Here is a 26,435-nt window from a genome sequence, read left to right on the forward strand (position 1 = left end):
AAGCACATCCGGAACGCAGCGTGCCGCAGGGAACACAATCGGTTCGTGATGGTGTACTCTCACGCCCCAAGCAAGCGGTTCGTCGCCGTGAGGGGGGCTGCCATGGCCCGGAACGGTTCGGACGACGCCACCCGGAAAGGCACCATGGGGGTGGCCGCCGTTGAGGGGTTGCTGGCGTACGCCGGCAGACGGTCACGCTGGGGCGGGGGCGCGCTCAGCAGGGTCCACGAGGCGATCGGGCTCAGCCGGGAGCTGGCCGCCGCGGACCCCGACGAGCACTCCGTGCTGCTCGCCCGCTGCCTGCGGGCCGCCGCCAAACTGCTGCTGCGGCGCGGCCGGGCCCAGGAGGCGCTGCCCTTCGCCCAGGAAGCCGTCGAACTCTGCCGCCCGTCGGGTGGCGCGCCGCTGATCGTCTCGCTGGCCTGCGTGTCGGAGGTCTACGAGGCCCTCCAGCGCTACGGCGACGCGGCGGAGGCCATGACGGAGGCCACGGCGGTCGACCCACCCGACTGACCCCCTCAGGGGATCAGGATGCCCGGGTTGAGGATGCCCGCGGGGTCGAGCCGGGACTTGACCGCCCGCAGGATGTCCACGCCCACCGGCCCCAGCTCCGCCGCGTACGCCTCGCGGTGGTCGCGGCCGACGCCGTGGTGGTGCGAGATCGTGCCGCCCGCCGCCACGATGGCCGCGCTGACCGCCTCCTTGGCCCGCTCCCACTGCTCCACCGGGTCCCCCTTCTGGGCGGTGACGACGGTGAAGTACAGCGAGGCCCCGGTCTCGTACACGTGCGAGACATGGCACATGACCAGCGGCGACTCCAGGGCCCCGAGCAGCGCCAGCCGCACCGCGTCGTACAGGCGGGGCAGCGCGGACCAGAACCCGGCCGTCTCCACGGTCTCCACCGTCGCGCCGACGGCCAGCAACGAGTCGCGCAGGTACGGCGCCGCGAACCGGCCGTGCTCCCACGCCTGTCCCGGCTCGGTCCCGAGCGGCACCCCGCCCATCCGCGCCAGCACGGCCCCCGCACCGGCCCGCCGCCCCTCGACCGACGTCGCGGCCTCGGCCGACGTCGCGGAACCCTGCGCCGCCGGTCCTTCGTAGCCCGCGATCACCAGGCAGCCGGAGTCCCCGCCCCCGATGGCGTCCGGCCGGGCGAGCCCGATCATGGTCTCCGTCTCGTCCGAGAGCCGCAGCACCGTCGGCAGCGGCCCTTCCTGCGCCAGTGCCCGCAGGGCGGCCGTCCCCTCCCGGAACGACCCGAAGCGCCACCCTTCGTACACCCGCCGCTCGGGCACCCGCCGCACCCGCAGCCGCAGTGCCGTGATCACGCCGAACACCCCCTCCGACCCCAGCAGGAGCTGCCGCAGATCGGGCCCGGCCGCCGACTTCGGCGCGCGCCCCAGGGACAGGTCGCCGGAGGGCGTGGCGACGGTCAGCCCCACCACCATGTCGTCGAAGCGCCCGTACCCCGCCGAAGCCTGCCCGCTGGACCGGGCCGCCGCGAAGCCGCCCAGCGTGGCGTACTCGAACGACTGCGGGAAATGTCCCAGGGTCAGCCCGTGCCGTTCGAGCAGCCGCTCGGCCTCGGGCGCCCGGAGGCCGGGCTCGACGGTGACGACCATCGACTCGGCGTCGACCGAGACGAGCCGGTCGAGCCGGGCCAGGTCCAGCGCCACCACCCCGGCGAAGCCGGACCGGGACGCCGCCAGGCCGCCCACCACGGACGTGCCGCCGCCGAAGGGCACCACCGCGATCCGCTCGGCGGCGCACACCCGCAGCAGCGCGGCCACCTCGTCGTGCGAGCCGGGCAGCACCACGGCGTCGGGCGCGTCCGACCCGTCTCCCGCGCGCATGCGCAGCAGGTCGGGCGTCGACTTGCCGCGCGTGTGCCCGATCCGGGCCGCGCGCGAGGTCAGCACGTGCTCGTGGCCCACCACCTCGGCCAGAGCGGCCAGGAGCGCGGGCGAGAGCGCGACTGTGGCCAGCCGTACGGACTCGAACGAGGAGGAGGGCGCGGCCGGCTCGCGCACGCCCAGCAGGTCGTGGAGCAGCTCGCGGATCTGCGGGGGCAGCTCACGGGCCTTGGCGGGGTCGCCCCAGCCCGACCAGAGCATGGGTTCGTTCAGCACGTCTACACTGTGACATATGACGTCGATTCGTCACAATGACGGCGTGCTGGACGCGGCCCGCGACTGCGTGCTCGCCTACGGGGTGCGGCGCACCACGCTCACCGACGTGGCGCGCCGGGCGGGGGTGTCCCGGATGACGCTCTATCGCCGCTGGCCGGACGTGCGGAGCCTGGTCGCCGATGTGATGACGCGGGAGTGGGTGCTGGCGGTCACGGATCTCGACATGTCGGATCCGGTGGCGGCGGTCGTCGAAGGGGTACGACGGCTGCGTGGGCATCCGCTCTGGCGCAAGATCGTGGAGGCGGATCCGGAGCTGCTCCTGCCGTACCTGCTGGATCGGCGCGGCGCCACCCACGAGGCGGTGCTGGCCGTGCTCGAAGACGTCGTCGGCGACCGCCGCAAGGCCAGGGCGGTGCTGCTGGTGGCGCAGTCGTTCCTGCTGTCGGCGCCCACCATGCTCGACCCCGTGACCCTCGACGAACTCGACGCCGAACTCGCCACCCTGCTGGAGGCCTACCTTGGATAGCTCGCTGAACGCGCCGCGACGGGCCCGCGAGCTGGCCGTGGTCGCGGAGGAGACCGTCGATGTGCTGGTCGTGGGCCTGGGCGCGACGGGTGCGGGCGCGGCGCTCGACGCCGCTTCGCGTGGTCTCAGCGTAGCGGCGATCGACGCGCACGACCTGGCGTTCGGCACATCGCGGTGGAGTTCCAAGCTCATTCACGGCGGGCTCCGCTACCTCGCCAGGGGCCAGGTGGGCGTCGCCCGCGAGAGCGCCGTCGAGCGCGGCATCCTGCTGCGGCGGACGGCTCCGCACCTGGTCAAGGCACACCCGTACGTGCTGCCGCTGACGCCGGAGGTCTCCAGGCCCCAGGCGAAGCTGCTGATGACCGGCTACCGACTCGGCGACGCGCTGCGCGCCACCGCCCTGACGCCGCGCCGGCTGCTGCCCGGCCCGTCCCGGCTGACGGCCGCCCGGGCGCACACGCTGGCGCCCATGCTGAGCGAGCACGGTCTGCGGGGCGGGCTGCTGTCCTGGGACGGCCGCGTGCTCGACGACGCCCGGCTGGTCGTCGCCATCGCCAGGACGGCGGCGGCGCACGGGGCGCGGATCCTGACCCGTTGCCGCGCCCTGGAGCTGACCGGCGAGGGCGCCAAGGTCCGCGACGAGCTGACCGGCGCGGAGTTCGGCATCCGGGCCAGGACGGTGATCAACGCGGCGGGCGTGTGGGCGGGCCTGCTGGATCCCCAGGTGACACTGCGCCCGTCGCGCGGCACGCACCTCGTGCTCCGCCCCGGGACCCTGCCCGGCCTCCTGTCCGGGCTGCACATCCCGATACCCGGAGAGAGCAATCGATTCGCGCTCGTACTCCCCCAAGCCGACGGCCGCGTGTACGTGGGCCTGACCGACGAACCCCTCGACGGCCCCGTCCCCGACGTGCCCGAGGCGCCCGAGGAGGACATCAGGGCGCTCCTGAGCGTGCTCAACACGGTACTGGCGGTGCCAGTGGCCCGCGAGGCCGTCGCGGGCGCCTACGCGGGGCTCAGGCCGCTCCTGGCGGCGGACGGGCGGACGGCCGACGTCTCCCGGAGGCACGCCGTCTTCGCGGATGGAGGCCTCATCACGGTCGTGGGCGGCAAGCTCACGACATACCGGCGGATGGCGGAGGACGCGGTGGATCGAGCGGTCTCGGCGCGGAACCTCCCAGCGGGCCCGAGCCGCACCACCTCGATGCCGCTCGTCGGAGCCGTCCAGAATCATGGTGCCCCGCCCCCGGCCGGCGGGCCGGACCGCACGCCCGAGCGGCTGGTCGCCCGCTACGGCTCCGAGGCGGCGGCCGTGCACGAACTCGTCAAGGCGCATCCCGAAGAGGTCTGTCTCGGCATCACCCTGGGCGAGCTGCGGTGGTCCGTCGCCCACGAGGGCGCTCTCGACGCGGACGACCTGCTCGACCGCAGGACCAGGATCGGGCTCGTCCCCGAGGACAGGGCGGCGGCGCTGCCCGCCGCGCGGGCGGCGTTTGCCGGATAACACCTTTACCCCCTCACCGTTAGGTTAGTCTTACCTAATTCGCTATGAGGGAGGAAGGCGTTGACCAGGGCCTGCGAGCATCCGGACGGCTCCCACACCGGCGCTGTGCCGAATCTGGCCAGCGCCACCGTGGGAGCCCGGCTGTGGCTACTCGTCGAGTACGACGGGCCGTGGCCGTCGCATCTGGAAAGCTTCGAGCTTCCTGAGAGAATCTCGAAACTCGTGCAGCGCGCCCTCGAACGTGGCATCCGGCCCCAGCTCATCCGCCGCCCCGGCCGGCGAGCCCGCCCGCAGGAGCAGGACCTGCGTGTGCTAGTGGGCTACGCCGTCGGCCCCAACCCCTGGCTGGCCAGCGGAGTCATCGCAGGTCCCGAAGATCTCGACCTCGACGCGCTGGTGGCCGGAGTGGTCCCGGAGTCCTGCATACTTGAAGACGAGCCGGTATTTCTGGTCTGCACGCACGCCAAGCGCAATGCGTGTTGCGCCCGCATTGGACTACCCCTCGCTCGGACACTGGCCGAAAACTGGCCGGACAGAGTGTGGGAAACGTCACACGTTGGCGGCGATCGCTACGCCGCCAACCTCGTGTGCTTGCCACACGGAATTTTCTACGGCAGCATGTCTCAGGCTGCTGCGATCGCAGCGGCTAACGCGTACCGGTCGGGCGAGATCATTCTCGACCGTTACCGGGGACGCGCAGGCATCCCTGAGCCATTGCAAGCCGTCGAGCACTTCGCCCGAACCCATACGGGAGAGCGTTCTGTCGGCGCAGTGGCCGTGGAATCCTCCAGGTCGGACGGCGACGTCACCGAAGCCATCGTGCGCTGCGGCGACGTCCGGTTCCAGGTTGTGGTTGAGCCATCGGTGCTCCAAGCGCCGTGTGGTACGGCTTGCGCCGAGCAGATCACCACCTACCGGCTGGTTTCGCTGGACAGGCTCAGGCCTGTGCGGTACGCCACGCCCGCGCTTACCTGATCACGGGAACATCACGGCCTACCTTTGCGTTGGAACAGTGACGCCGAAAGCGTCCAATGCGGCTCAATTACTGAAATACCTCTCACGAAGGTGGTTTTCTCATGTCTCAGGTACGTCGGCAGCTCGCCCGCCCGCGCCCCAGCTGGGGTTGGCAGGATGATGCCGCGTGCCGGGGTGAGGACCTCGTGCTCTTCTTCGGCCCCGATGGGGAGCGGCAGCCCGAGCGTGACGTGCGCGAGCGGAAGGCCAAGGCGATCTGCGCCCAGTGCCCTGTCCGCAACGAGTGCCTGGACTACGCGCTGTCCCGTCCGGAGAAGTACGGCACGTGGGGTGGCCTGAACGAGGACGAGCGCGCTTCCGAGCGTCGCCGTCGCATGCGCCGCGCGGCCAGCGCCGGCATCTCCGCCGCCTGACTCCACCCGGCAGCGTCCGTGATCACCGCGTGATCACGCAGTTGTCCCGATGAGCCGGAGCCTGGCCCGCCACGTCCAGGCTCCGGTGAACCCGGTCGGGACAACTGCTTGATCAAGCACCAGCTCTACCCCGAGCACGCGCTTCAGCCCGGCGTCATCCGTGACGCCGGGCTGAAGTGGTTTCCGGATCTATGTGCCCCAGGATCAGCACCTTCCGTGACAGGTGCCGCTGGATCGTTACCTCTGACTCGGTACCGCCGGCTCAGGCCATCTCGGTGCCGCCGGCTCAGACGATCAGGTCGTCGAACTCGCCGTCCTTGGCGCCCAGCACGAACGCGGTGATCTCCGCCCGCGTGTACACCAGGGCGGGCCCCTCAGGGAAGCGCGAGTTACGCATCGCCACCTCCCCTGTGGGCAGATCGGCCACCTCGACGCAGTTGCCGTTCGGGTTGCTCCACTTGCTCTTTCGCCAGACGGCGGAAAGGCGACCGGCGGGCGTTCCGTTCCGGAACTCATGCATGGGGAAGCTCCCTCGCGCGCTTACGGATGCACGTGCAGCCGTGGTTGCGAGATCACGATACGGTAGCGACAAGATCGCTATATAGGTGATGACCAAAATCCTCTTATGGTGTGGATCACACCGAAAGCAGGCGCTCCAGGAAGCGTTTGGTCTGCTCAGGGGAGTCGGCCTGGACGCTCAACCGGTCCATGACCTGCATGTAATGCTCGGACTCCGCCGGCTTGTCGAGATAGAGGGCGCTGGTGAGCTGCTCCAGGTAGACGACGTCGGGCAGGTCACGCTCGGGGAAGCGCAGGATGCTGAACGGCCCGCCGGCCGCCGCGTGCCCACCGCGTTCGAACGGGATGACCTGAACGGTGACGTTCGGCCGTGCCGTCATCTCCAGCAGGTGCTCGACCTGCTCGCGCATCACCTCGCGGCCGCCCAGCGCGCGCCGCACCACGGCCTCGTCGATGACCGCCCACAGCTTGAGCGCCCGGTCGCCGGTCAGCCGGTCCTGGCGCCTGGTGCGCAGCGCGACGCGCCGGTCGAGCTCCGCGACGGGAGTCGTCTCGTGCGCCAGCTTGATCACCGCCCTGGCGTAGGCGGGCGTCTGGAGCAGGCCGGGCACGAACTGGTTCTCGTACGTCCTGATGACCGAGGCCGCGCCCTCCAGCCCGATATACACCTCGAACCAGCCGGGCAGCAGGTCACCGTACTTGTGCCACCAGCCGGGCGCGTTGGCCTGCCGGGCCAGTTCGAGCAGCGGCGCCCGCTCGGCGGGGTCGGTGACGCCGTAGAGCGTGAGCAGGTCGGCCACGTCGCGCTCCTTGAAGCTGACCTGGCCGAGCTCCAACCGGCTGATCTTCGCGTGAGAAGCGCGAATCGCGTACCCCGCGTCCTCCCGCGAGATACGCTGCTCCGTGCGGAGCCTGCGCAGCTGCGTACCCAGCAGAATCCGCAGGACCGTCGGGCTTCCCGGCGAGTGGCCGATCACGTTCCCTTCCGCACTCAGTGCGCTCACACTACCGCTCCCAGATCATCTGCACGTGCAGATGCGATTTGCATCTGTAAACACCAAAAGTCTTGCATCGGTAAGCACACGCCGTAAAGATGGGCATTGGATCACCTAGACCGCGCTTCGGGGGCCAAGATGACGACTTTCGACGCTCGGCCGCAAGCCGCCACCGGCGCTCAGGCGCCGGGTTGGCTGCTGCCCATTCTGCTCGAAGGGCGACGCGGTCCGTGTGACGCGGTCTTCCCTTTTCGCGAACTCAGCACGTTCGAGCCCGAGTGTGTGGCCTCTGCCAGGCGGTTCGTCGACCGGACGTTGACCTCGTGGGGCTCCGACGGCATCGTCTTCGATGCCCAGCTGGTGGTCTCCGAGCTCGTCACCAACGCGATGCGGCACGGCGGCGGCGCCATTCAGCTCCGGTTGCTGAGCCGGCTGCGTGAGGTGGCATGTGTGGTGAGCGACTACAGCCGGCACGCGCCGGCCGCCACCCCCGCCACCGACATCTTCGCCGAATACGGTCGCGGCCTGCGGCTGGTCGAGGCGCTCACCACGGGCTGGGGCTGGCTCACCCCCGGCGGCCAGGGCAAGCTCGTCTGGGCCGTCCTGAGCGCCTGACTCTGCTCCGAGCACCTCAGACCTCGGCCAGCAGTTCGAGCACGTCGGCGTCGCTGAGCTGGTCGAAGTGCTCGTACCACTGCCCGACCGCCCGGAAATCGGCCGGCATCCGCAGCACCACCACCTCGTCGGCCTCCTCGCGCATGGCCTCGACGGTGTCGCGGGCGCCCACCGGGACGGCCAGCGTCAGCCGGCCCGGCCTGGCCACGCGGACTGCCCGGAGCGCGGCCCGCGCGGTCGCGCCCGTGGCCAGGCCGTCGTCGACCACGATCACCTCGCGACCGGCGATGTCGGGCAACGGGCGGTCACCCCGATAGACCTTGACCCGGCGGGCCAGCTCGCGCCGCTCCTCCGCGACCACCTCCGCCACCGACGCGGGCGTCATCCCGAGCCTGCGCAGCAGGAGCAGGTCGAACACCGGTTCGCCGCCCTCGGCTATCGCGCCGACGCCCAGTTCGGGCGTCGGCGGATAGCCGATCTTGCGGGTGACGAGCACGTCGAGCCGGCCGCCGATGCCGCGGACGATGGGCACGGCCACCGCCACGCCGCCGCGCGGCAGCGCCAGCACGAGGGGGTTCCGCGCGCCGCGCAGGCGTTCCGCGAGCATCTCCCCTGCTTGCGCACGGTCCGCGAACAGCAGGTCCATGCAGGGGTATTACCCGATCAGGGCCGGTTTCTGCCCGTCCGGCGCATCTCCTTGTGAATGACCTTCCACTTGTCCCGCTGCTCCTTGCGGAGCCGCGCGTCGGTGCGCGAGGCCATCCAGGTGGCCTCGCGCTGGAGCTTGCGCCAGCTCAGCAGCCGCCGCTCGGGCAGCTCGCCGTTCTCCAGCGCGGCGAGCACCGCGCAGCCGGGCTCGCTCTCGTGGCCGCAGTCGTCGAACCGGCAGCCGGCCGCCAGCTCCTCGATGTCGGAGAAGACGAGTTCGACACCCTCGCTCATGTCGTAGAGGCCGACCCGGCGGATGCCCGGCGTGTCGATGACCAGCCCGCCGCCCGGCAGCGGGATCAGCTCCCGGTGCACGGTGGTGTGGCGGCCCCGCCCGTCGGCGGCGCGCACCTGCTGGGTGTCCATCACCCCGCCACCCGCCATGGCGTTGACGAGCGTGGACTTGCCCGCGCCCGACGGGCCGAGCACGACGGCCGTGCGCGAGCCTTCGAGGTAGCCGCGGGCGAGCTCGACGCCGTCGCCGCGCATCGAGGAGACGGCGTGCACGTCGACGCCCGGCGCCGCGGTGCGCACGTCGGCGAGGAGCTCGTCCAGGCCCCGGTCGAACAGGTCGGACTTGGTGACGAGCACGACCGGCGTGCCGCCGGACTCCCAGGCCAGGGCGACGAGCCGCTCGATGCGGCCCAGGTCGGCGAAGTCCGTGGCGTGCATGGACGGCTCGGCGACGAAGACGATGTCGACGTTGGCCGCGAGCACCTGGCCCTGGCCGTCGCCGGACAGCCCGCCGCGCGAGTCGCGGCTGACGCCGCCCCGGACGAAGGCGCTGGTTCGCGGCAGGACCGCGTCGAGCTCGTACCGGCCCTCTGGGAGCTCTCTGAGCGCGACCCAGTCTCCGACACAGGGCAGCGCCACGGGGTCGTCAGCGGACGCCCTGCGGACGCGGGCGCCGTATTTGGCGTGCTGCTGCCCGTCGGCGGCGATCACCTCGGCGGCGCCGCGATCGACCCGGGACACCCGGGCCGGGACGGTCAGCGGTGGCAGCTCGGCGGCGCGGGATTCGGTCCAGCCGAGCAGGAACAGATCGGAAAACAACGGAGTGACACCTTTGTGGTCGAGAAGGACCCGGGTCGCTACGCGTGACTACGCGGACACCCGGAGGTTGACAGACGGCAAGCGGAACAGAACAACCCGCATGGTCTTCACCTCCTCGCTCCTGTTGGGGACAGACTCTACGCATCCCTGCTGGGGATTCGCAACGACTTTCTTCCCGATCTATTGAACCTGGGGCCACATTCTGCGCGTACTTCCTGCCGACTGCACTTTGAAAGGGGAATGATGCGAGTCAGCACGTGTCCCCCGCCCTCGGCCGAGGGAGTCGCCCCCATGGGCAAGCCACGCTCACGCCACCGGATGAGGCGAGTACGTCCGGATGACGAAGTGGTCGTCTCCACGCTCTACCGGGAGTACCACCGGCCGCTGCTGGCATTCGTGATCCGGCTGACGGCGGGCGATCGGCAATGGGCCGAGGACGTCGTGCAGGAGACCATGATCCGCGCCTGGCGAAGTTCCGAGCAGCTCGATCCTGACTCAGCTTCCCTTATGCCCTGGCTAGCGACGGTCGCACGCCGTATCGTGATCGATGACCGGCGGCGCAAGGAAGCCCGCCCGCCGGAATCAGGCGACGGCCCGCTGGAGAGCATGCCTGTGCCGGACGAGATGGAGGGACTGCTGCACCAGGTGGTCGTATCCGAGGCGCTGATGGCGTTATCACCGGCCCACCGCGAGATCCTCAACGAGACGATCTTGCGAGACCGGTCGGTCAACGACGCCGCGTTGGCGCTCGGCATACCCGTTGGCACAGTGAAGTCCCGGGTTTATTACGCGGTCCGCGCGTTGCGCGTCGCACTGCAGGAGAGAGGGGTGACGGCGTGAACAGAGTCGAGCATACGGACGTAGGCGCCTACGCCCTCGGCCTGCTGGACGACGACGACAGGCTGGCCTTCGAAGCGCACCTCGCCTTCTGCCCGTCGTGCACGGCGGAACTGTCCGAGCTGGCCGGGGTGGCCAGCGTGCTGACGGGGATCGGGCCGGTGCGAGCAGACCCCCCTCCTGATTACGGGCAGGCCGATGTCATCGACCTGCTCCGGCGTCAGAAGGCGGAGGACCGGCGGTCCAGGAAGAGCACGTTAGTGATCGGGCTGGCGGCCTCGGTCGCGCTGGTGGCCGGCGGACTCGCGGTCGGCACCCAACTCGGGGGCAATGACGCGGCGCCGGTCGTGGCGTCGGACCAGCACGCGCATCTGGGCCCCGCGGAGCAGTTCTACGCCGACGGGACGCCGATCCCGGGCGTCGGCGCGGACGGCGTGTCCGGCGGGCTGGTGCTGGAGTCCAAGGGCTGGGGCACGCATGCCGCGCTCAAGCTCGCGGGGGTGAAGGGACCGCTCGAATGCGAGCTGATCTCGGTGTCGAAGTCGGGGCAGAAGCGGATCATGACCGGCTGGTCGGTGCCGCCCGCCGGATATGGCGTGCCCGGTTCGCCCGAGCCCCTCTACATGCACGGGGGCAGTCCATGGAAGATTCAGGACATCGATCATTTCGAAGTGGTCACCACCACAGGTAAGACTTTACTTACCGTCAGAGCCTGAACGAGCACTTCAGAAGCCCTTCCACCGCAGGTGGGAGGGCTTTTTTATACCCCTCGCCTTATGTGTACTTTTACCGATAACTCGATTGAACCCCTTCGAGGCCGGGTCGCGTACTGCTTGCCGTACCAACCCGAATGACAATCCTTGAAGAGGTTTCATCATGTCGATTCGCACGCTCGCCCTGTCCGGGGCACTGCTCGCCACCGGCCTTCTCGCTCCCGTCACCGCGGCTCAGGCGACTGTCGCGGCCTCCGGTGACGACGTGTACCTCGCCGCCGGATTGCGTGGCGCCAACGAGGTGGGCGTCAAGGGTGACGCCGATGGCCGTTCGACCGTCGTCATCAAGATCAGTGGCAACGAGGTCACGTTCGCGGCCCGCTGGAACAAGATCGACTCACCTACCGCCGGGCACATCCACCAGGCTGCCAAGGGTGCCAACGGCGACGTCAAGCTCGAGTTCTTCACCAAGCCGCTGCCCACGTCCGCGCTCGGCGTGACCGGCACCGTCACAGCCGACCCGACGCTGGTCAAGGCGCTGATCGACGACCCCGGCGGCTTCTACGCCAACCTGCACGACGCCGCCCACCCCAAGGGCGCGGTCCGCGGCCAGTTCCACCGGCTGAACAAGCCGATCGACCTCAACGGCGTCCTCCAGGGCAGCAACCAGGCCACGCTCTCCTCACGCGCCGACGGCACCAAGGAAGTGCCGGCCGACGACGGCAAGAAGCGCGGTGACCAGGACGGTCAGGCCACCTGGTGGCTGCGCCCGAACGGCTCGGTCATCGGCTACACGGCCTTCTGGACCGGGCTCGCCCCGGTGACCAACGGCCACATCCACAAGGGAGCGAGCGGCAAGAACGGCGACGTGGTCGCCGACCTGTTCGCCGACGCCGCGGGCCTGCCGTCGAACCTGACCGGCATAGCGGGCGAGACCAAGGTCGCCGCGCCGATCGTCAAGCGCATCGCCGCCAACCCCGGCCGCTACTACACGAACCTGCACACCACGGAGTTCAACGGCGGCGCGGTGCGCGGCCAACTCTCCGGCGACCCGTTCGACCACCCCCGCGCGGTCACCGCCGAGGTCCTGAAGGGCGCCCAGATCTACGCCTGCACCCAGCAGCCCGGCGCGGCCCCCGCCTTCACCCAGTTCGGCGTGTCCGCCAAACTGCGGCGCGGCATCGACCACTCCTTCGTGACCCCCGCCGCCGGACCACCGCAGTGGATCGCTCCAGACGGCAGCGCGGTGCGCGGAACCCTCGTCACCAAGACCCCGAACGGCGACGGCAACATCCCCGAACTGGTCCTGGACGCCACCCAGTCCGGCAAGAACACCGGCCTGCTGGCCCACGCCACCACGATCCTGCGCCTCAACACCGAGGGCGGCGTGGCCCCCGCGGGCACCTGCACCGTGGGCGCCAAGACCCAGGTCGACTACAAGGCCGACTATCTCTTCCTGGGCTGACTGTTCCTGGGCCGGCCGTTCCTGGGCCGGCCGACCAACTGAAGACCAGGTCCGAGCGGGCGATTCGGTCCCGCCCGCAAGGACCGCCCCCGGCTGATGGCGGCGACTTTCCCCCGCCCGCCACCGGCCACCGCCTTCGGGGGCAAACCGGCCCGCCCCCGAAGGCACCCGACGCCCCGCCGTAACCCTCCGTACGGCGGGGCGTCCGCGTGTCTTCTCTGCTGTTACGGCCTCTCTTGTTACGCGCCGCCGCGCTCATCCCCACCGACCAGGGCTTTTCAGAGCCGATCTGTTACGCACCCCCCGCTGACCAGCGCTCCCTGAAGGATTCAGCCTGGCAGCAGAAGATGACCGACGCCGACAAGCGCGGCCTGACCCCGCTGTTCTGGTCCAACGCCAACCTCTACGGCATCATCGGCCTCGGCCTGGCCGCCTGACCTGCCCCGCTCCTGGCGATCAGGCCGATCGCGATATCGGAGCGGCACGACGCAGAGCGGCAGGGACAGCCGCTCCCCAGTGGGAGGTCCGAGGCCGGGATGTTCATTCGGTGATGTGCCAGGCCCGAGCAGAGGTTTCGGTGTTACACGCGGCCAGGAGTCGCAGGCCGTCGCCGGAAGGGGTGCCGGGTTCGGCGGAGTAGGTCAGGAGGGTGAGGGCCTGGTCGCCGGGCAGCTCGAAGGCCTCGAAGTCGAGGTCGAGGTCGCCGATGGCGGGGTGGTGGAAGCGTTTGGTGCCGTGCTGGTGCACGTAGACATCTTGGGCGGCCCACCAGGCGCGGAAGGGGTCGCTGCGCATGGACAGCTCGCCGATGAGGCCCGCCAGGCGCTCATCGTGGGGGTTGCGGGCGGCGGCGATGCGCAGCGCGGCCACCGCCGAGCGGGCGACCTGCGCCCAGTCGGGGTAAAAGCCCTGGGCGTGCGGGTTGAGGAAGGTGAACCGCATCGAGTTCACCGGCAGAACCTCACCGGCGAACATGGGCGCGTACAGAGCCATGCCGAGGGGGTTGGCGGCCAGAATGTCGAATCGATGGTCGCGCACGAACGCCGGCACTCCGGTCATCGCCTCCAGTACCCGGCGGACCGGGGCCCGTACCTCAGGTGTTTTGACGCGGCGGGCGCGGGCCGGTGGGGCGGCGGCGGCGCGGGCCAGGTGGTGCAGGTGCGCGGTCTCGGTGTCGTCCAGTTGCAGCGCGCGGGCGATGGCGTCCAGCACGCTGTCGGAGGCGCCGGCGAGGTTGCCGCGCTCCAGCCGCGTGTAGTACTCGACGCTGACCCCGGCCAGCGCGGCGACCTCGCCGCGCCGCAGGCCTTCCACCCGGCGGCGGCCGTGGGAAGGCAGGCCGGCCTGCTGCGGGCTGACTTTGGCCCGGCGTGAGGTGAGGAATGCCCTGACCTCGCTACGGTTGTCCATATCCCCAGGTTAGGCATCCCGTCCATGGTGAGGGGGTCCCTGCCGGTACCCCTTTAGCCGGTGACTGTCTCCCCCCGCCGGTGAGGGGTTAGCTGGAAGCACAGGCCCCCACCAGAGGAAGGCCGATCGCGCACGGCCGCTAGGGCGGGCAAAGAAGCGTTTGCCCGGTCGCGGCAGCCGGGATATCCCGGGCCGACCTGGCCGAGGTAGGTCAGCGGCCAGGCTCCCGAGCAGCACGACCACCGGGCCTGGCCACACGAGGGAGAACGGTCATGAAGTATGTGAAGCTGGGCGATCTGAACGTGTCCCGGATCGGGTTGGGTGCGATGGGCATGTCCCACGGCTACACCGATTCGGGAACCGACGAGGCCGAGTCGATCGCCACGCTGCACCGCGCCCTGGAGTTGGGTGTCACGCTGATCGACACCGCGGAGATCTACGGGCCCTACACCAACGAGGAGCTGCTGGGCCGGGCGCTCAAGGGCCGCCGCGACCAGGTGGTCCTGGCGACGAAGTTCGGGCTGATCTCGCACGGCGGAGCGGGTGCATGGACCCTGGACTCCCGTCCCGCCAACATCCGCACCGCGGTCGAGGGGTCCCTGGCGCGGCTGGGCACCGATCACATCGACCTGTACTACCAGCACCGCGTCGACCCCGGCGTGCCGATCGAGGATGTCGCCGGCGCTGTCGCCGAACTGGTCGAACAGGGCAAGGTGCGGGCGTTCGGGCTGTCGGAGGCCGGGCCGGACACCATCCGCCGCGCCCACGCGATCCACCCGGTCGCCGCGGTCCAGTCGGAGTACTCGCTGTGGACGCGCGGCGTGGAGGAGCGGGTCCTGCCGGTGCTGCGGGAGCTCGGGATCGCCCTGGTGCCGTTCGCGCCGCTCGGCCGCGGCTTCCTCACCGGCACGATCAGGTCGGCCGAGCAGTTCAGCGAGGGCGACTTCCGGCACGGCAACCCGCGCTTCACCGGCGCCAACCTTGAGGCCAACTTGCGGATCGCCGATGAGGTCCAGGCGGTCGCCGCTGAGGCGGGAGCGAGTGCGGCGCAGGTGGCGCTGGCGTGGCTGCTGGCCCAGGGCGAGGACATCGTCCCCATCCCCGGCACCAAGCGTGTGCACCGGGTGGAGGAGAACATCGCCGCCGCCGACCTCCAGCCGACCGGAGAGCAACTCGCCCGGCTGTCGGCGTTGCCGCCCGCGGCAGGCGACACCCACACCGAGTCCGGCCTGGCGATGCTCGAACGCTGACCGCGCCCCTCGGCAGATCTTCCCACCAGCCGGCCGTATCAAGCGGCCGTACCGATCATGATGAAGGAACATCCATGCAGACCGTCACGCTGAACAACGGCGTCCATATGCCGATCCTGGGATTCGGGGTCTTCCAGATCCCGGCAGGGCAGACCGAGCAGGCCGTCACCGACGCCCTGGTCGCCGGGTACCGCAAGTTCGACACCGCCGCCTCTTATGAGAACGAAGAGGCCGTCGGCCGGGCCCTGGCCGCCAGCGGCATCCCGCGCGAGGAACTATTCGTCACCACCAAGCTGTGGGTCCAGGACAACCCCGCCGAAGAGCACACCCGCCGGGCGTTCGAGACCTCGGCCAAGAAACTCGGCCTGGACTACCTCGACCTGTACCTGATGCACCAACCCTACGGCGACGTCTACGGCCAGTGGCGGGCGATGCAGGCCCTGCACCGCGAAGGACGGACCAAGGCGATCGGGATCTCAAACTTCTACCCCGACCGCGTCGTGGACATCGTCGACCACAACGACATCACCCCGGCGGTCAACCAGATCGAGGTCCACCCCTTCTTCCAGCGCGCCGCCGACCAGCAGATCAACAGCGAGCGCGGCATCGTCATCGAGTCGTGGGGGCCGTTCGCCGCAGGCAAGAACAACCTGTTCACCGACCCCGTCCTCACCGAGCTCGGCCAGGCGCACGGCAAGAGCGTGCCGCAGGTCGTGCTGCGCTGGCTGATCCAGCGGGGCATCCCGGTCAACGCCAAGTCCGTCAGCCCCGAGCGGATGAAGGCCAACCTGGACGTGTTCGACTTCGAACTCACCGCCGAGGAGATGGACCGCATCGCCGGCCTGGACAACGGCGCCTCACTGTACTTCGACCACCGCGACCCCGCCATGGTCACCTGGCTCGGCAACCGCCGCACCAGCTGATCAAGGAGGCCAGGCGATGGACCGCACCCCACGGACCCTCGACCGCCGCCAAGTCCTGCGCGGCACGCTGCTCCTAGGAGGCACCGTGATCACCGCGACCGCCTGCGGCGGCCGGGACCAACCGGCACCCACGCCAAACAGCGAGCCGGCCTCGCAACCGGCGAGCCCGCCGCCCTCCGCGGCGGCGGCCCGCACGGTCCTGCTGGTCTACTTCTCCCGCCCCGGCGAGAACTACCATTACGGCGGCCGCCGCACTCTCAAGGTCGGCAACACCCAGGTCCTCGCCCAGATGATCAGCCGTCGTCTGGACTGCGACACCTACCGCATCCAGTCCGCCGACCCCTACCCCGACGACTACGAGCAGACCGTCGCCCGCAACGTCCAAGAACAGAACACCGACGCCCGCCCCGCCATCGCCGGCGCTCTGCCCGACCTCGGCCCCTACCAAATGGTCCTGCTGGCCAGCCCCGTCTGGAACGTCCGCGCACCCATGATCATGACGACGCTCACCGAACAGCTCGACTTCACCGGCCAGACCATCCACCCACTGACCACCTACGCCATGAGCGGCCTGGGCACCACCGAAGCCGACTACGCCGCTTCCTGCCCCGGCGCCGCCCTCGGCCAAGGCCTCGCCGTCCGTGGCGAACAAGTCACCGACGCCGGCCCCGCCATCGACGCCTGGCTTCGCCGCACCGGCCTGCCGCGCGCGTAACCCCCCGGCCGCTGCCGACTTCGGTGATGGGCCCGCGAGGCGGCGGTCTCGGGCAATCGCTTTGGCTGGGCCGCCTCAGGCTGAAGAGCCGGGCAGCAGGCCGGACAGCGCCGTCCGGATGGCGGCCCGGCTCACCCCGTGGGTGCGCGCCAGGGCCGCGATCGATGCGCCCTGGTCCCGAAACGCGGTCCGAACCTCCTCGCGCAGGGCACCGGCCAGCGCGGGCGGCCGGCCGCGGTATCGTCCTTCGGTTTCGGCCGCGGCGATCTCCTCGGCGGTCAGCAGGTTCTGCAGATCGCGCTGGAACTGTCCCACAGCGGTGATCACATTGATGATCAGCGCCGTTGTCGCGTCATCGGCGGACAGGTCGTGGAAGTTCGACAACGGCCCCGACAGGACCCGCAAGACGACTCCGCGGGCCTGGCACCAGTTACGCACGGCGTGGATGTCGACCAGGTCGCGGCAGAGCCGGAACAGCTCCGACACCATGGGGGTGTCGCCAGGGTGCGCAGCGGCAGCGACCTTGGACGAGGTAGGTGAGCGGCCTGTCGGAAAACCAGCTAACCCCGACACTCCGGGCGAGGGCTCCGCAACGTAGTCAGAACTTCATCCCGGAGGCTGGAGGTACGTCTGCGGAGTGAGCGCCTACCTGGCGGCTGGGGACACGCTCGGGGGTGGAGGGCCAGCACCGCACGCCAACAGCGCCCCGCAGCTGGCGGACGACAGCACCGCACGCCAACAGCGCCCGAAGCTGACAGATGACGGCACGGCATGCCGACGAATCGCCGCCAGCAGGCAGACGGTGGCACGGCACGCCCACCACGTCCCGGCTGGGGGCGAGGCGCCGCACCGCGCATATGTGGGCGCGGGCAGAACCTGGCCGCGAGCCCACCCGCCGCGTCCTCCCGGTGGTCGCCGTCCGGGAGGACGCCTCCGGCCCGCCGGACCACGCCACCGGCCAACTGGACGCACGTAACGGCGCCTGGCCCTGTGCGGGTTCAGCGGGCGTTTTCCTGGAGGCCCCCGGCCATGTGCGGCGGGTGGCGGTGGGTGCGGCTTGCCGTAACGGATGAAAGCCGTTCACCCGAAAAGACAAGCCGGATTCAGCGGCCGTTTTTCCCAAAGGCCCTCAGCCACGTGCGGCGGATGAAGGCGGTCTATCCGAAGAAATCAGGCCAGGCCGGGCGCCGGGAACTGGGCGGTGAGTTCGCTGACCTCGTGGTGGACGCGGCTGATGACGTGCTCGGCGTCGCCCTTGGCCAGGGCGGTGACGACCTCGTCCATCCATGCGCCGATCTGCCGCATCTCGGCCGGTCCCATGCCCCGCGAGGTGACAGACGGGGTGCCGATGCGGATGCCGCTCGGGTCGAAGGGCTTGCGGGTGTCGAAGGGGACCGTGTTGTAGTTGGTCTCCAGGCCCGCGCGGTCGAGCGCCTGCGCGGCCGGCTTGCCGCCGATGCCCTTGGGCGTGAGGTCGAGCAGGATGAGGTGGTTGTCGGTGCCGCCCGAGACCAGGTCGAAGCCGCGGCTCGACAGCTCTTCTGCCAGCGCCTTCGCGTTGGTCACCACCTGGTGCGCGTAGGCCTTGAAGTCGTCGGTGGACGCCTCGTGCAGGGCCACGGCGATGGCGGCGGTGGTGTGGTTGTGCGGGCCGCCCTGCAGGCCGGGGAAGACGGCCTTGTTGAGCGCGGTCGCGTGCTCGTCGGTGGTGGCCATGAGCATGGCGCCGCGCGGGCCGCGCAGCGTCTTGTGCGTGGTCGTGGAGATCACGTCGGCGTGGCCCACCGGCGACGGGTGCGCGCCGCCCGCGACGAGGCCGGCGATGTGCGCGATGTCGGCGGCGAGTACGGCGCCCACCTCGCGGGCGATCGACGCGAAGCCCTCGAAGTCGATCGTGCGCGGGATCGCGGTGCCGCCGCAGAAGATCAGCTTCGGCCGGTGCTCCAGCGCCAGCGCCCTGACCTCGTCGAGGTCGATGCGGCCGGTGTCCTGGCGCACGCCGTAGCGGACCGGGTTGAACCACTTGCCGGTGGCCGAGACCGACCAGCCGTGCGTGAGGTGGCCGCCGAACGGCAGGCCCATGCCCATCACGGTGTCGCCCGGCTGCAGGAAGGCCATGTAGATGGCGAGGTTCGCGGGCGAGCCCGAGTAGGGCTGAACGTTGGCGTGGTTGACGCCGAACAGTGCCTTGGCCCGCTCGTTGGCCAGGGTCTCGACCTGGTCGATGACCTGCTGACCCTCGTAGTAGCGCTTGCCGGGGTAGCCCTCGGAGTATTTGTTGGTCAGGACGGTGCCCGTGGCCTCGAGCACGGCCTTGGACACGTAGTTCTCCGACGCGATGAGCTTGACGGTGTCGGCCTGCCGGCGCTCCTCCGCCTTGATGAGCTCGGCGATCTGCGGGTCTACCGTAGCGAGAGAACTCATGACGCTCCTGTCATCGTTGACAATGCGCGAAGACCCAGGCGCACGGCCTTCGCCCCTCCGCTCCCCGGTGGTTCGCCCCACCTAACGCGCCAGTCGCTACGTTTTAGACGATAGCGGATCCCACAGGGGCGGCTGGGCAAGGATCAGGTGATCAGGCGGATGAGAGGGCCACGTTCTTGATCATGCCGAGCGGTCCGAGGTTGACGTCCACGTGCTCCGCGTCCTCGGGCAGGCCCTCGAAGACGGCCCATAACTGGAGCTGCATGCCGCCCTCGAACGTGGCCACGCCGACGGCCAGCGCCTCGAGGTTCGAGCCGGTCAGCGGGCCCCGCCGGGTGACCACGCCGGACAGGTCGGGGCCCTCGACGTATTCGGTGACCAGGTAGGCGGTCCCGTCCTCGATCCCGGCGTCCAGCACGGGCGCGGTGCAGAACCTGGCGACCCTCCTGGCGGCCTCGGCCTCCTTGCCGAACCGGCGCCGGAACTCCTCGCGGGCGGCCAGCTCCGGCCGCATCATCTTCAGCGCGACGGGCCCGCTCGCCGCGTCCCGCACCAGGTAGACGAACCCCATCCCGCCCTCGCCCAGCTTGCGGACGAGGGTGTACGGCCCGACCCGCTGCGGTAAATCCATCGGTTCCTATTTCGTCCGGCTGGCGCCCGGCCAGAGCCGATCGACCTCGGCGTTCAAGATGGCCCCGATCAGCACGGCGAGCGCGGTGATGTAGAGCCAGAGCAGCAGCGCGATGGGCGCGGCCAGGGAGCCGTAGACGGACACGGGCGAGAACCACGCGGCCAGTACGGCCCGCAGCACCGCGGCGCACACGATCCACAGGAACAGCGCCAGGATCGCCCCCGGCAGCTCCCGGTACCACTTCGTGCGAATCGGCACGCTCACGTGGTAGAGCACGCTCAGGAACAGCACCGAGCCGATGACCACCACCGGCCAGTACAGCAGGTCGACGAGGACGCCGTACTCCCCCGGCAGCGCGTCCTTGATCAGCGTCGGCCCGATGACCAGCACCGGCATCACGATGATCCCGATGACCAGCCCGATCACGTACAGGCCGAACGACATCAGCCTGGTCCTGATGATGCCGCGCGCCTCGCCGAGCCCGTAGGAGACGGAGATGAGGTCGACGTACACGTACAGTGCCCGCGAGCCCGACCAGAGCGACAGCAGGAAGCCCACCGAGATGATCGACACCTTGCTCGCGTCGTCACTGAGGACGTCGGTGATGAGTGGGTTGACCACCTTGTGCACGGCGTCGTCGGTGAACAGCAGGCCGGCCTGCTCGATGACCCAGGCCTTGACCTGCCCGATTACCTGGGGCCCCAGCCAGCTGCCGAGCTTGGCCAGGACGCCGATGAGGCCCAGCACGAACGGCGGCAGGGAGAGCAGCGCGAAGAAGGCCGCCTCGCCCGCCAGACCCGACACCCGGTAGGTGACGGCCGCGTTCGTGGTCGCGCGGACGGTCGTCCACGACTTCGTGTCGCGCACCCAGCTCAGCCTGGCACGGGCGTTGGAGGCGAGCCGCCTCCGCTTCGACCGGCTAGGCGCATCGGTGGACGTCATGGCACCCAACGGTTGTGTGGCAGTGACTCTTCGGGACAGCTTACGTCCCCCGAGTACTGCCCTAGTCGACGTCGACGATGCGTGCGCCCAGCGGTAGGAGCGAGACGGGGATCAGCTTCAGGTTGGCCACGCCCAGCGGGATGCCGATGATCGAGAGGAACAGCGGGATCGAGGTGACCACGTGCCCGACCGCCAGCCAGAAGCCGGCGAAGATGAGCCAGATGACGTTGCCGATGGTGGACAGCGCCCCCGCGTCCGGGTCGCGGACGACGGTCCGGCCGAACGGCCACAGCGCGTAGGCCGCGATCCGGAACGAGGCGATGCCGAAGGGGATCGTGACGATCAATATGCAGCAGATGATCCCGGCGATCGTGTAGCCGATGGCCAGCCAGACCCCCGCGAAGATCAGCCAGATGATGTTCAGGATTGTCCGCATAACACCAGCATGACACCGCGAACCCTCCTCAGATCATCAGGAATGCCCCTTGCTTTTCCCTGATCGTCCCTTACCTGGTGGTCCGGCGAACGCCTGCGCGATCTCCATCCAGGCGCGGGCCGTCTCGCCGGTGATCTCCAGGGTGGTGTCGTCCCGGTGGACGCGCTGGGTGACGAGCAGGCAGAAGTCCAGCATCGGCCCGCGCACCGCGTCGGCGGCGTCCTCGGGCCCCGCCGTCCACGGCGTCTCGTCGGGCATCGTCAGCTCCACGCGGACCGGCCGCTCCGGGAGGGGCAGGTTCCGTACGGCGAAGCCATAGGGCATGGCCCTGACGCCGATCATCGCCACGTGCCGTAGCCGGCGGGTGGGCTCCCTGGTGACGCCGAGCGCGTCGGCCACGTCCTGGCCGTGCGCCCAGGTCTCCATCAAGCGGGCGGTCACGAAGGACGCGGCCGACATGTCGGGCCCGTACCACGGCAGCCGGTCGCGGGCCGACAGCCTCGCGAACACCTCGATGCTGCGGGCGCGGGCCGTACGCCACCAGTGGAGCAGTTCGTCGGCGGCGAGACCGCGGAATTCCGCGGCGAGGTCGTCGGTGGAGGTGAAGTGAGCCGCCGCCGCGCGGAACACGTCCGGGTCGGTCGCGGCGGTGCGCGCGGCCTCGTCGAACCAGGCCAGATGGCTCACCTGGTCACGCACCGCCCACCCCTCGGCGGGCGTGGCGAGCTCCCAGTCTCCGGGTTCGAGGGTCAGTAACAGATCGTCGAGTGACGCGGTCTCCGCGCGCAGGTCGGCCAGCAACTCGCCCATCAGGTCCACGCGGGCCAGCCTAACCGAACAACGTTCTACGAGGAATAATGCAAGGGTGATCTGCGAGAACTGCAAGAACAAGCGCCACGAGGAGTGTCGCGGCGGATCCTGGTGCGATTGCCAGCACCAGCAGGCGGAGGAGCCCGCCGAGTCGGACCTGGACTGGCCCCGTCAGGGGTAGTGAGGCGTCCACAGTCTGGACCCTGTCTTGGACATAACGGATACCTAGCGTATCTTCGAGATATGCCAGCGGACCCCATGCTTGTCGGTCGACGACACGTCGATCTTCAGCGTGTCCGCAGTGCCATCTGTTGCGACGCCCGCTAACCCACCCGTTTTCTCCGTTGCGCGCGTCGCAAATCTCCTCCTTCACCCCTGCACTCAATGATGAGGCGGGAGGAAGCCTGCGCGCGCCCACCAACCGAAGGACGCGCAATGAGCACCCCTGCCACCAGCCGGCATCACAAACGCCCGCGCGGCGAAGGCCAGTGGGCTCTCGGTTACCGGGAGCCGCTGAACAAGAATGAAGAGAACAAGAAGAACGACGACGGCCTGAACGTCCGCCAGCGGATCATCGACATCTACTCCAAGCGTGGTTTCGACTCGATCGACCCGGCCGACCTGCGCGGCCGGATGCGCTGGTACGGCCTTTACACCCAGCGCAAGCCCGGGATCGACGGCGGCAAGACCGCGATCCTGGAGCCCGAGGAGCTCGACGACCGCTACTTCATGCTCCGGGTGCGGATCGACGGCGGTCAGCTCAGCATCCCGCAACTGCGGGTCATCGCCGACATCTCCAACGACTACGGCCGGGGCACCGCGGACCTGACGGACCGGCAGAACGTCCAGCTGCACTGGATCGAGATCGAGTCGGTGCCCGACATCTGGGAGCGGCTCGAGGCGGTCGGCCTGTCGACCACCGAGGCGTGTGGCGACACCCCGCGCGTCATCCTGGGCTGCCCGCTGGCCGGGATCGACACCGACGAGGTGCTGGACGCCAGCGAGGAGATCCGCCTGCTGAACGAGCGGTTCATCGGCGACCCGGCCTTCTCGAACCTGCCGCGCAAGTTCAAGTCGGCGGTGAGCGGGTGCCCGTCGCACTGCACGGTGCACGAGATCAACGACGTGGCGTTCGTGGGTGTCGAGCTGCCCAGCGGGGAGAAGGGCTACGACCTGTGGGTCGGCGGCGGGCTGTCCACCAACCCGATGTTCGGCAAGCGGCTCGGCGTGTTCGTACGTCCTGAGCAGGTGGGCGACGTCTACGGCGGCGTGATCGGGATATTTCGTGATTACGGGTACCGGCGGCTGCGGCACCGGGCGCGGATCAAGTTCCTGGTCAACGACTGGGGCGTGGAGAAGTTCCGGGAAGTCCTCGAGACCGAATACCTCAAGGAGGCGCTGCCCGACGGGCCCGCGCCCGAGGCGCCCCGCGGCTCCCGCCGCGACCACGTCGGGGTCCACCCGCAGAAGGACGGCAACTTCTACGTGGGCTTCGCGCCCAAGGTCGGCCGGCTCGACGGCGACAAGCTGCACGTGATCGCCGACATCGCCGAGCGGCACGGCTCCGGCCGGGTCCGCACGACGGTCGAGCAGAAGATGGTCGTCCTCGACGTCCCGCCCGACCAGGTCGACTCCCTGGTCGCCGAGCTGGAGGCGAACGACCTCCAGGTCAACCCGTCGACGTTCCGCCGCCAGACGATGGCCTGCACCGGCATCGAGTTCTGCAAGCTGGCCATCGTCGAGACCAAGGCCACCGCCGCCAACCTGATCGACGAGCTGGAGCGGCGCCTGCCCGACTTCGCCGAGCCGCTCACCATCAACGTCAACGGCTGCCCCAACTCCTGCGCCCGCATCCAGGTCGCCGACATCGGCCTCAAGGGCCAGCTCGTCGTCGACGAGAACGGCGAGCAGGTCGAGGGCTACCAGATCCACCTGGGCGGCTCGCTCGGCGTCAACCCCGGCTTCGGCAGGAAGGTACGCGGACTCAAGACCACCGCCGAGGCGCTGCCCGACTACGTGGAGCGGGTCGTGAAGCACTACGACGCCCAGAAGAAGGAAGGCGAGTCGTTCGCCGACTGGGTGCAGCGCGCGGACGAGGGTGACCTGAGATGACCACGCGGGCCGTCCCCTTCCACTGCCCTTACTGCGGCGACGAGGACCTCGAGCCCTACGAAGGCGATCCCAACGCCCCCGACTCCGCGGCGCACGGCGGCTGGTACTGCCGGTCCTGCGCCCGCGCCTTCAAGCTTAAATTTCTCGGAATCGGAGTGAAGATATGACGCTCGTCGACATCGAGGTCGGTCTAAGAGATCAACGCGGCACGCTCGACCTGCAGGACATCGTCGAGTCCGCCGCGGTCTTCCTGGAGGACGCGTCCGCCCGCGAGATCATCCGGTGGGCGGCGGCGACGTTCGGCGATCGGTTGTGCCTGACCTCCTCGATGAGCGACGCCCTGCTCATCGATCTGGTCAGCCGGGTCAAGCCCGGGGTTGACGTGTTGTTCATCGACACGGGGTTCCATTTCGCCGAGACGATCGGCACGCGTGACGCGGTTCAGCAGGTCTATGACGTCAATGTGATCAATGTGCGGGGGCCGCGCACGGTGGAGGAGCAGGAACGCGAGCTCGGGCCGCGCCTGTTCGGCCGCAATCCGGACCTGTGCTGCTACCTGCGCAAGGTGGAGCCGCTCAACCGGGCGCTCGAACCGTACCTGGCGTGGATCTCGGGCATCCGCCGCGACGAGGCGACCACCCGCGCCGACACCAAGGTCGTGGAGTGGGACGCCAAGCGGCAGATGGTCAAGGTCAATCCGATCGCCAAGTGGACCCAGGACGACGTCGACAACTACATGGCCGACAACGGGGTGCTGATCAACCCGTTGCACTATGACAACTACCCCTCGATCGGCTGCGCTCCCTGCACCCGGCAGGTCGCAGAGGGCGAGGACCCGCGCAGCGGCCGCTGGGCGGGGCTGGGGAAGGTCGAATGCGGCATTCACCTGTAACCCCCAGCGTTTGGCCCGTCTCGTTGGCAGACGGGACGGGCCAGGACGTGCCACTGGTCGCGGTGGCGCACGGGTCCCGCGACCCGCGCGCCGCCGCGACCGTGGAAGCCCTGCTCGACGAGGTACGGCGGGCCCGGCCCGGGCTGCCGGTGCGGACGGCGTACCTCGACCACGCGACCCCGTCCCTGGCGCAGGCGCTGCGTGGGCTGGACGAGGCCGTGGTGCTGCCGCTGCTGCTCACCGAGGCGTACCACAGCCGGGTGGACCTGCCGGCGGCGCTCAACGAGGCCAGGGCGCGTAACCCGCTGCTGCGCGTGCGCTACGGCGCGACGCTGGGACCGCACCCGCTGCTGCTGACGACGCTGGAGCGGCGACTGGCTGAGGCGGGGGTGGTGGCCGGCGATCCGGATACGGCGATCGTGCTGGTGTCGGCCGGGTCGAGCGATCCGCGGGCCAACGGCGTGGTCGTGCGGATGGCCCGCGACTGGGGGCGTCCGGCTCTCCCCGGGGCAGGTTTGGGTGTGGTGGGGCGACGTTGGTGGGCGGTGACGGCGGCGTACGCGTCGGCGGCCGAGCCGACGCCCGCGCAGGCGGTGGCGCTCCTCCGTGAGGCGGGCGCGCCGCGGATCGCCGTCGCGCCGTACCTGCTGGCGCCCGGATATTTCGCCGACAAGGTACGGCGGACCACCCTCGAAGCAGGTGCCGACGTGGTCGCCGACGTGCTCGGCCCGGCACCCGAACTGGCCGAGGTCCTCTTGGAGCGCTACGCCACCGCAGCCTGCGCGCCCGCCGGAGCGGCGGCCTCGTAACCGAAAACGTCAGCCCGACTCCCCCGCCAGGCTCTCGAAGCACGGGCGCAGGAGGGCGAGGATGTCGTCGGCGGGGGCGTCCGCCAGAGAGCTCAGCTTGAGCAGGTAGCGATCGAGCACCACCCCGTTGATGATCGCGCTGATCAGCCCGGCCCGCAGCTCGGCGTCGGCGGCCGGGATGGCCGCCCCCACCCGGTCGAGCCAGGCCGACGCCGCCACCCGGAACTCCCCCGACGCCTCCGCGTGCGTGAGCATCGAACGCAGCACGACGAGCGACGCGACCGGTTCGTCGTCCAGTCGCCGGCGCAGCGAGGTGAGCAGGGCCTCCGCCGGATGCCCCACCGGCAGCTCCTCCTCCGGCAGCATGGCCGCGCGCGAGAACAGCTCCTCCTTGCTGCCGAAGTAGTGCATCACCAGCCCCGCGTTGACCCCCGCGGCGGACGCCACGCCCCGGATCGTCGTGCGCTCGTAGCCGAGCTCGGCGAAGGTGGCGCGGGCGGCGGCGAGGATCCGGGCCTCGGTCTCACGGCGCTGTTCGGCGCGGGTACGGCGCGGCTTCTCGTCGGACACCGATTCATTGTACGGGTGTTGACTGAACCACGATTTTGATTATACGGTCGTTCAATGAA

Annotated in this window: 29 protein-coding genes and 1 riboswitch; of the genes, 16 read left to right on the forward strand and 13 right to left on the reverse strand. The window is 69.8% G+C overall.

The window, feature by feature from the left end:
- Positions 1–102: 102 nt before the first annotated feature.
- Positions 103–513: a tetratricopeptide repeat protein gene (locus tag KME78_RS21460; RefSeq protein WP_219530913.1), complete on the forward strand. Its 411-nt coding sequence runs from the start codon at positions 103–105 to the stop codon at positions 511–513.
- Positions 514–518: 5 nt separating this feature from the next.
- Here the strand turns inward: KME78_RS21460 and KME78_RS21465 are convergent, their stop codons facing one another.
- Positions 519–2,114, reverse strand: a complete 1,596-nt coding sequence (locus KME78_RS21465; protein ID WP_219531213.1) for an FAD-binding oxidoreductase — start codon at positions 2,112–2,114, stop codon at positions 519–521.
- Between the two features lie 31 nt (positions 2,115–2,145).
- Between KME78_RS21465 and KME78_RS21470 the strand changes: the two genes are divergently transcribed.
- The 4 genes from KME78_RS21470 to KME78_RS21485 all read left to right on the forward strand — a co-directional run bounded on the left by KME78_RS21470 (position 2,146) and on the right by KME78_RS21485 (position 5,547).
- Complete coding sequence (locus tag KME78_RS21470; RefSeq protein ID WP_214636010.1) at positions 2,146–2,655, forward strand: TetR/AcrR family transcriptional regulator; 510 nt, start codon at positions 2,146–2,148, stop codon at positions 2,653–2,655.
- The gene (locus KME78_RS21475; protein ID WP_219530914.1) at positions 2,648–4,159 is read left to right on the forward strand and encodes a glycerol-3-phosphate dehydrogenase/oxidase; all 1,512 of its coding nucleotides are present in this window, start codon (positions 2,648–2,650) and stop codon (positions 4,157–4,159) included. Before KME78_RS21470 ends, KME78_RS21475 begins: the two co-directional genes overlap by 8 nt.
- 60 nt (positions 4,160–4,219) lie before the next feature.
- Positions 4,220–5,134 (forward strand): sucrase ferredoxin, encoded by a 915-nt coding sequence (locus KME78_RS21480; protein WP_219530915.1) that lies wholly within the window; start codon positions 4,220–4,222, stop codon positions 5,132–5,134.
- 101 nt (positions 5,135–5,235) lie between these two features.
- Positions 5,236–5,547, forward strand: a complete 312-nt coding sequence (locus KME78_RS21485; protein WP_080036407.1) for a WhiB family transcriptional regulator — start codon at positions 5,236–5,238, stop codon at positions 5,545–5,547.
- Between the two features lie 286 nt (positions 5,548–5,833).
- Here KME78_RS21485 and KME78_RS21490 read toward each other — a convergent pair whose 3' ends face one another.
- Both KME78_RS21490 and KME78_RS21495 read right to left on the reverse strand, forming a co-directional pair.
- The gene (locus KME78_RS21490) at positions 5,834–6,067 is read right to left on the reverse strand and encodes a DUF397 domain-containing protein (RefSeq protein ID WP_219530916.1); all 234 of its coding nucleotides are present in this window, start codon (positions 6,065–6,067) and stop codon (positions 5,834–5,836) included.
- 115 nt (positions 6,068–6,182) lie between these two features.
- Complete coding sequence (locus tag KME78_RS21495) at positions 6,183–7,070, reverse strand: Sco1979 family transcriptional regulator (protein ID WP_308127061.1); 888 nt, start codon at positions 7,068–7,070, stop codon at positions 6,183–6,185.
- A 129-nt stretch (positions 7,071–7,199) separates the two neighbouring features.
- Between KME78_RS21495 and KME78_RS21500 the strand changes: the two genes are divergently transcribed.
- On the forward strand, positions 7,200–7,676 hold the full coding sequence (locus tag KME78_RS21500; protein WP_219530917.1) for an ATP-binding protein: 477 nt from the start codon (positions 7,200–7,202) through the stop codon (positions 7,674–7,676).
- Between the two features lie 16 nt (positions 7,677–7,692).
- Here KME78_RS21500 and KME78_RS21505 read toward each other — a convergent pair whose 3' ends face one another.
- Complete coding sequence (locus KME78_RS21505) at positions 7,693–8,322, reverse strand: phosphoribosyltransferase (RefSeq protein WP_219530918.1); 630 nt, start codon at positions 8,320–8,322, stop codon at positions 7,693–7,695.
- Between the two features lie 17 nt (positions 8,323–8,339).
- Positions 8,340–9,437: a ribosome small subunit-dependent GTPase A gene (gene rsgA / locus KME78_RS21510; protein WP_219530919.1), complete on the reverse strand. Its 1,098-nt coding sequence runs from the start codon at positions 9,435–9,437 to the stop codon at positions 8,340–8,342.
- A 291-nt stretch (positions 9,438–9,728) separates the two neighbouring features.
- Between rsgA and KME78_RS21515 the strand changes: the two genes are divergently transcribed.
- The 3 genes from KME78_RS21515 to KME78_RS21525 all read left to right on the forward strand — a co-directional run bounded on the left by KME78_RS21515 (position 9,729) and on the right by KME78_RS21525 (position 12,452).
- Positions 9,729–10,277: a sigma-70 family RNA polymerase sigma factor gene (locus KME78_RS21515; protein WP_246651560.1), complete on the forward strand. Its 549-nt coding sequence runs from the start codon at positions 9,729–9,731 to the stop codon at positions 10,275–10,277.
- Positions 10,274–10,990, forward strand: a complete 717-nt coding sequence (locus tag KME78_RS21520) for an anti-sigma factor family protein (RefSeq protein ID WP_219530920.1) — start codon at positions 10,274–10,276, stop codon at positions 10,988–10,990. Before KME78_RS21515 ends, KME78_RS21520 begins: the two co-directional genes overlap by 4 nt.
- Before the next feature lie 160 nt (positions 10,991–11,150).
- Positions 11,151–12,452, forward strand: coding sequence for a CHRD domain-containing protein (locus KME78_RS21525; protein ID WP_219530921.1), 1,302 nt, complete (start codon positions 11,151–11,153; stop codon positions 12,450–12,452).
- Positions 12,453–12,992: 540 nt separating this feature from the next.
- Here the strand turns inward: KME78_RS21525 and KME78_RS21530 are convergent.
- Complete coding sequence (locus tag KME78_RS21530) at positions 12,993–13,862, reverse strand: helix-turn-helix domain-containing protein (RefSeq protein WP_219530922.1); 870 nt, start codon at positions 13,860–13,862, stop codon at positions 12,993–12,995.
- A gap of 272 nt (positions 13,863–14,134) precedes the next feature.
- On the opposite strand from KME78_RS21530, the gene KME78_RS21535 reads away from it, so the two are divergent.
- From KME78_RS21535 to KME78_RS21545, 3 genes are all read left to right on the forward strand, one after another.
- Positions 14,135–15,112 carry an aldo/keto reductase gene (locus KME78_RS21535; protein ID WP_219530923.1) on the forward strand — a complete coding sequence of 326 codons (978 nt, stop codon included), beginning with the start codon at positions 14,135–14,137 and terminating at the stop codon, positions 15,110–15,112.
- Positions 15,113–15,186: 74 nt separating this feature from the next.
- Entirely contained in the window at positions 15,187–16,035 is an 849-nt protein-coding gene (locus KME78_RS21540) for an aldo/keto reductase (protein WP_219530924.1), read from the forward strand.
- A 16-nt stretch (positions 16,036–16,051) separates the two neighbouring features.
- The gene (locus tag KME78_RS21545; protein WP_219530925.1) at positions 16,052–16,750 is read left to right on the forward strand and encodes a flavodoxin; all 699 of its coding nucleotides are present in this window, start codon (positions 16,052–16,054) and stop codon (positions 16,748–16,750) included.
- 75 nt (positions 16,751–16,825) lie between these two features.
- Here the strand turns inward: KME78_RS21545 and KME78_RS21550 are convergent, their stop codons facing one another.
- The 6 genes from KME78_RS21550 to KME78_RS21575 form a co-directional block, all read right to left on the reverse strand.
- The gene (locus KME78_RS21550) at positions 16,826–17,323 is read right to left on the reverse strand and encodes a recombinase family protein (RefSeq protein ID WP_219530926.1); all 498 of its coding nucleotides are present in this window, start codon (positions 17,321–17,323) and stop codon (positions 16,826–16,828) included.
- A 597-nt stretch (positions 17,324–17,920) separates the two neighbouring features.
- Complete coding sequence (glyA, locus tag KME78_RS21555; protein WP_443687477.1) at positions 17,921–19,198, reverse strand: serine hydroxymethyltransferase; 1,278 nt, start codon at positions 19,196–19,198, stop codon at positions 17,921–17,923.
- Between the two features lies 1 nt (position 19,199).
- A riboswitch (ZMP/ZTP riboswitch) is annotated at positions 19,200–19,278 on the reverse strand.
- A gap of 47 nt (positions 19,279–19,325) precedes the next feature.
- A complete protein-coding gene (locus KME78_RS21560) occupies positions 19,326–19,805 on the reverse strand; it encodes a protein kinase family protein (RefSeq protein WP_219530928.1) in 480 nt (159 codons plus the stop codon).
- 6 nt (positions 19,806–19,811) lie between these two features.
- A complete protein-coding gene (locus KME78_RS21565) occupies positions 19,812–20,747 on the reverse strand; it encodes a YihY/virulence factor BrkB family protein (RefSeq protein WP_219530929.1) in 936 nt (311 codons plus the stop codon).
- Between the two features lie 61 nt (positions 20,748–20,808).
- Positions 20,809–21,183, reverse strand: a complete 375-nt coding sequence (locus tag KME78_RS21570) for a YccF domain-containing protein (RefSeq protein ID WP_219530930.1) — start codon at positions 21,181–21,183, stop codon at positions 20,809–20,811.
- 36 nt (positions 21,184–21,219) lie between these two features.
- A complete protein-coding gene (locus KME78_RS21575) occupies positions 21,220–21,993 on the reverse strand; it encodes a TIGR03084 family metal-binding protein (protein ID WP_219531216.1) in 774 nt (257 codons plus the stop codon).
- 243 nt (positions 21,994–22,236) lie between these two features.
- On the opposite strand from KME78_RS21575, the gene KME78_RS68025 reads away from it, so the two are divergent.
- From KME78_RS68025 to KME78_RS21590, 4 genes are all read left to right on the forward strand, one after another.
- Positions 22,237–22,320: a putative leader peptide gene (locus tag KME78_RS68025; RefSeq protein ID WP_311132608.1), complete on the forward strand. Its 84-nt coding sequence runs from the start codon at positions 22,237–22,239 to the stop codon at positions 22,318–22,320.
- A 108-nt stretch (positions 22,321–22,428) separates the two neighbouring features.
- Complete coding sequence (locus KME78_RS21580) at positions 22,429–24,105, forward strand: nitrite/sulfite reductase (protein ID WP_219530931.1); 1,677 nt, start codon at positions 22,429–22,431, stop codon at positions 24,103–24,105.
- A 163-nt stretch (positions 24,106–24,268) separates the two neighbouring features.
- Positions 24,269–24,997 (forward strand): phosphoadenylyl-sulfate reductase, encoded by a 729-nt coding sequence (locus KME78_RS21585; RefSeq protein ID WP_219530932.1) that lies wholly within the window; start codon positions 24,269–24,271, stop codon positions 24,995–24,997.
- Positions 24,979–25,806, forward strand: a complete 828-nt coding sequence (locus KME78_RS21590) for a sirohydrochlorin chelatase (RefSeq protein ID WP_219530933.1) — start codon at positions 24,979–24,981, stop codon at positions 25,804–25,806. Before KME78_RS21585 ends, KME78_RS21590 begins: the two co-directional genes overlap by 19 nt.
- A gap of 9 nt (positions 25,807–25,815) precedes the next feature.
- Here the strand turns inward: KME78_RS21590 and KME78_RS67235 are convergent, their stop codons facing one another.
- On the reverse strand, positions 25,816–26,376 hold the full coding sequence (locus KME78_RS67235; RefSeq protein WP_219530934.1) for a TetR/AcrR family transcriptional regulator: 561 nt from the start codon (positions 26,374–26,376) through the stop codon (positions 25,816–25,818).
- Between the last annotated feature and the right edge of the window lie 59 nt (positions 26,377–26,435).

The organism is Nonomuraea guangzhouensis (assembly GCF_019396345.1).
Classification (GTDB): domain Bacteria; phylum Actinomycetota; class Actinomycetes; order Streptosporangiales; family Streptosporangiaceae; genus Nonomuraea; species Nonomuraea guangzhouensis.

Bases quoted from the DNA above. Each gene is read 5' to 3' on its own strand.
- KME78_RS21525 (WP_219530921.1), top strand. From the start codon at position 11,151: ATGTCGATTCGCACGCTCGCCCTGTCCGGGGCACTGCTCGCCACCGGC.
- KME78_RS21570 (WP_219530930.1), bottom strand. From the start codon at position 21,183: ATGCGGACAATCCTGAACATCATCTGGCTGATCTTCGCGGGGGTCTGG.
- KME78_RS21545 (WP_219530925.1), top strand. From the start codon at position 16,052: ATGGACCGCACCCCACGGACCCTCGACCGCCGCCAAGTCCTGCGCGGC.
- KME78_RS21585 (WP_219530932.1), top strand. From the start codon at position 24,269: ATGACGCTCGTCGACATCGAGGTCGGTCTAAGAGATCAACGCGGCACG.
- KME78_RS21565 (WP_219530929.1), bottom strand. From the start codon at position 20,747: ATGACGTCCACCGATGCGCCTAGCCGGTCGAAGCGGAGGCGGCTCGCC.
- KME78_RS21575 (WP_219531216.1), bottom strand. From the start codon at position 21,993: ATGGGCGAGTTGCTGGCCGACCTGCGCGCGGAGACCGCGTCACTCGAC.
- KME78_RS21505 (WP_219530918.1), bottom strand. From the start codon at position 8,322: ATGGACCTGCTGTTCGCGGACCGTGCGCAAGCAGGGGAGATGCTCGCG.
- KME78_RS21560 (WP_219530928.1), bottom strand. From the start codon at position 19,805: ATGGATTTACCGCAGCGGGTCGGGCCGTACACCCTCGTCCGCAAGCTG.
- KME78_RS21515 (WP_246651560.1), top strand. From the start codon at position 9,729: ATGGGCAAGCCACGCTCACGCCACCGGATGAGGCGAGTACGTCCGGAT.
- KME78_RS21470 (WP_214636010.1), top strand. From the start codon at position 2,146: ATGACGTCGATTCGTCACAATGACGGCGTGCTGGACGCGGCCCGCGAC.
- KME78_RS21535 (WP_219530923.1), top strand. From the start codon at position 14,135: ATGAAGTATGTGAAGCTGGGCGATCTGAACGTGTCCCGGATCGGGTTG.
- KME78_RS21460 (WP_219530913.1), top strand. From the start codon at position 103: ATGGCCCGGAACGGTTCGGACGACGCCACCCGGAAAGGCACCATGGGG.
- KME78_RS21530 (WP_219530922.1), bottom strand. From the start codon at position 13,862: ATGGACAACCGTAGCGAGGTCAGGGCATTCCTCACCTCACGCCGGGCC.
- KME78_RS21540 (WP_219530924.1), top strand. From the start codon at position 15,187: ATGCAGACCGTCACGCTGAACAACGGCGTCCATATGCCGATCCTGGGA.
- KME78_RS21580 (WP_219530931.1), top strand. From the start codon at position 22,429: ATGAGCACCCCTGCCACCAGCCGGCATCACAAACGCCCGCGCGGCGAA.
- KME78_RS21490 (WP_219530916.1), bottom strand. From the start codon at position 6,067: ATGCATGAGTTCCGGAACGGAACGCCCGCCGGTCGCCTTTCCGCCGTC.
- KME78_RS21465 (WP_219531213.1), bottom strand. From the start codon at position 2,114: ATGCTCTGGTCGGGCTGGGGCGACCCCGCCAAGGCCCGTGAGCTGCCC.
- KME78_RS21590 (WP_219530933.1), top strand. From the start codon at position 24,979: ATGCGGCATTCACCTGTAACCCCCAGCGTTTGGCCCGTCTCGTTGGCA.
- KME78_RS21500 (WP_219530917.1), top strand. From the start codon at position 7,200: ATGACGACTTTCGACGCTCGGCCGCAAGCCGCCACCGGCGCTCAGGCG.
- KME78_RS68025 (WP_311132608.1), top strand. From the start codon at position 22,237: ATGCCAGCGGACCCCATGCTTGTCGGTCGACGACACGTCGATCTTCAG.
- KME78_RS21485 (WP_080036407.1), top strand. From the start codon at position 5,236: ATGTCTCAGGTACGTCGGCAGCTCGCCCGCCCGCGCCCCAGCTGGGGT.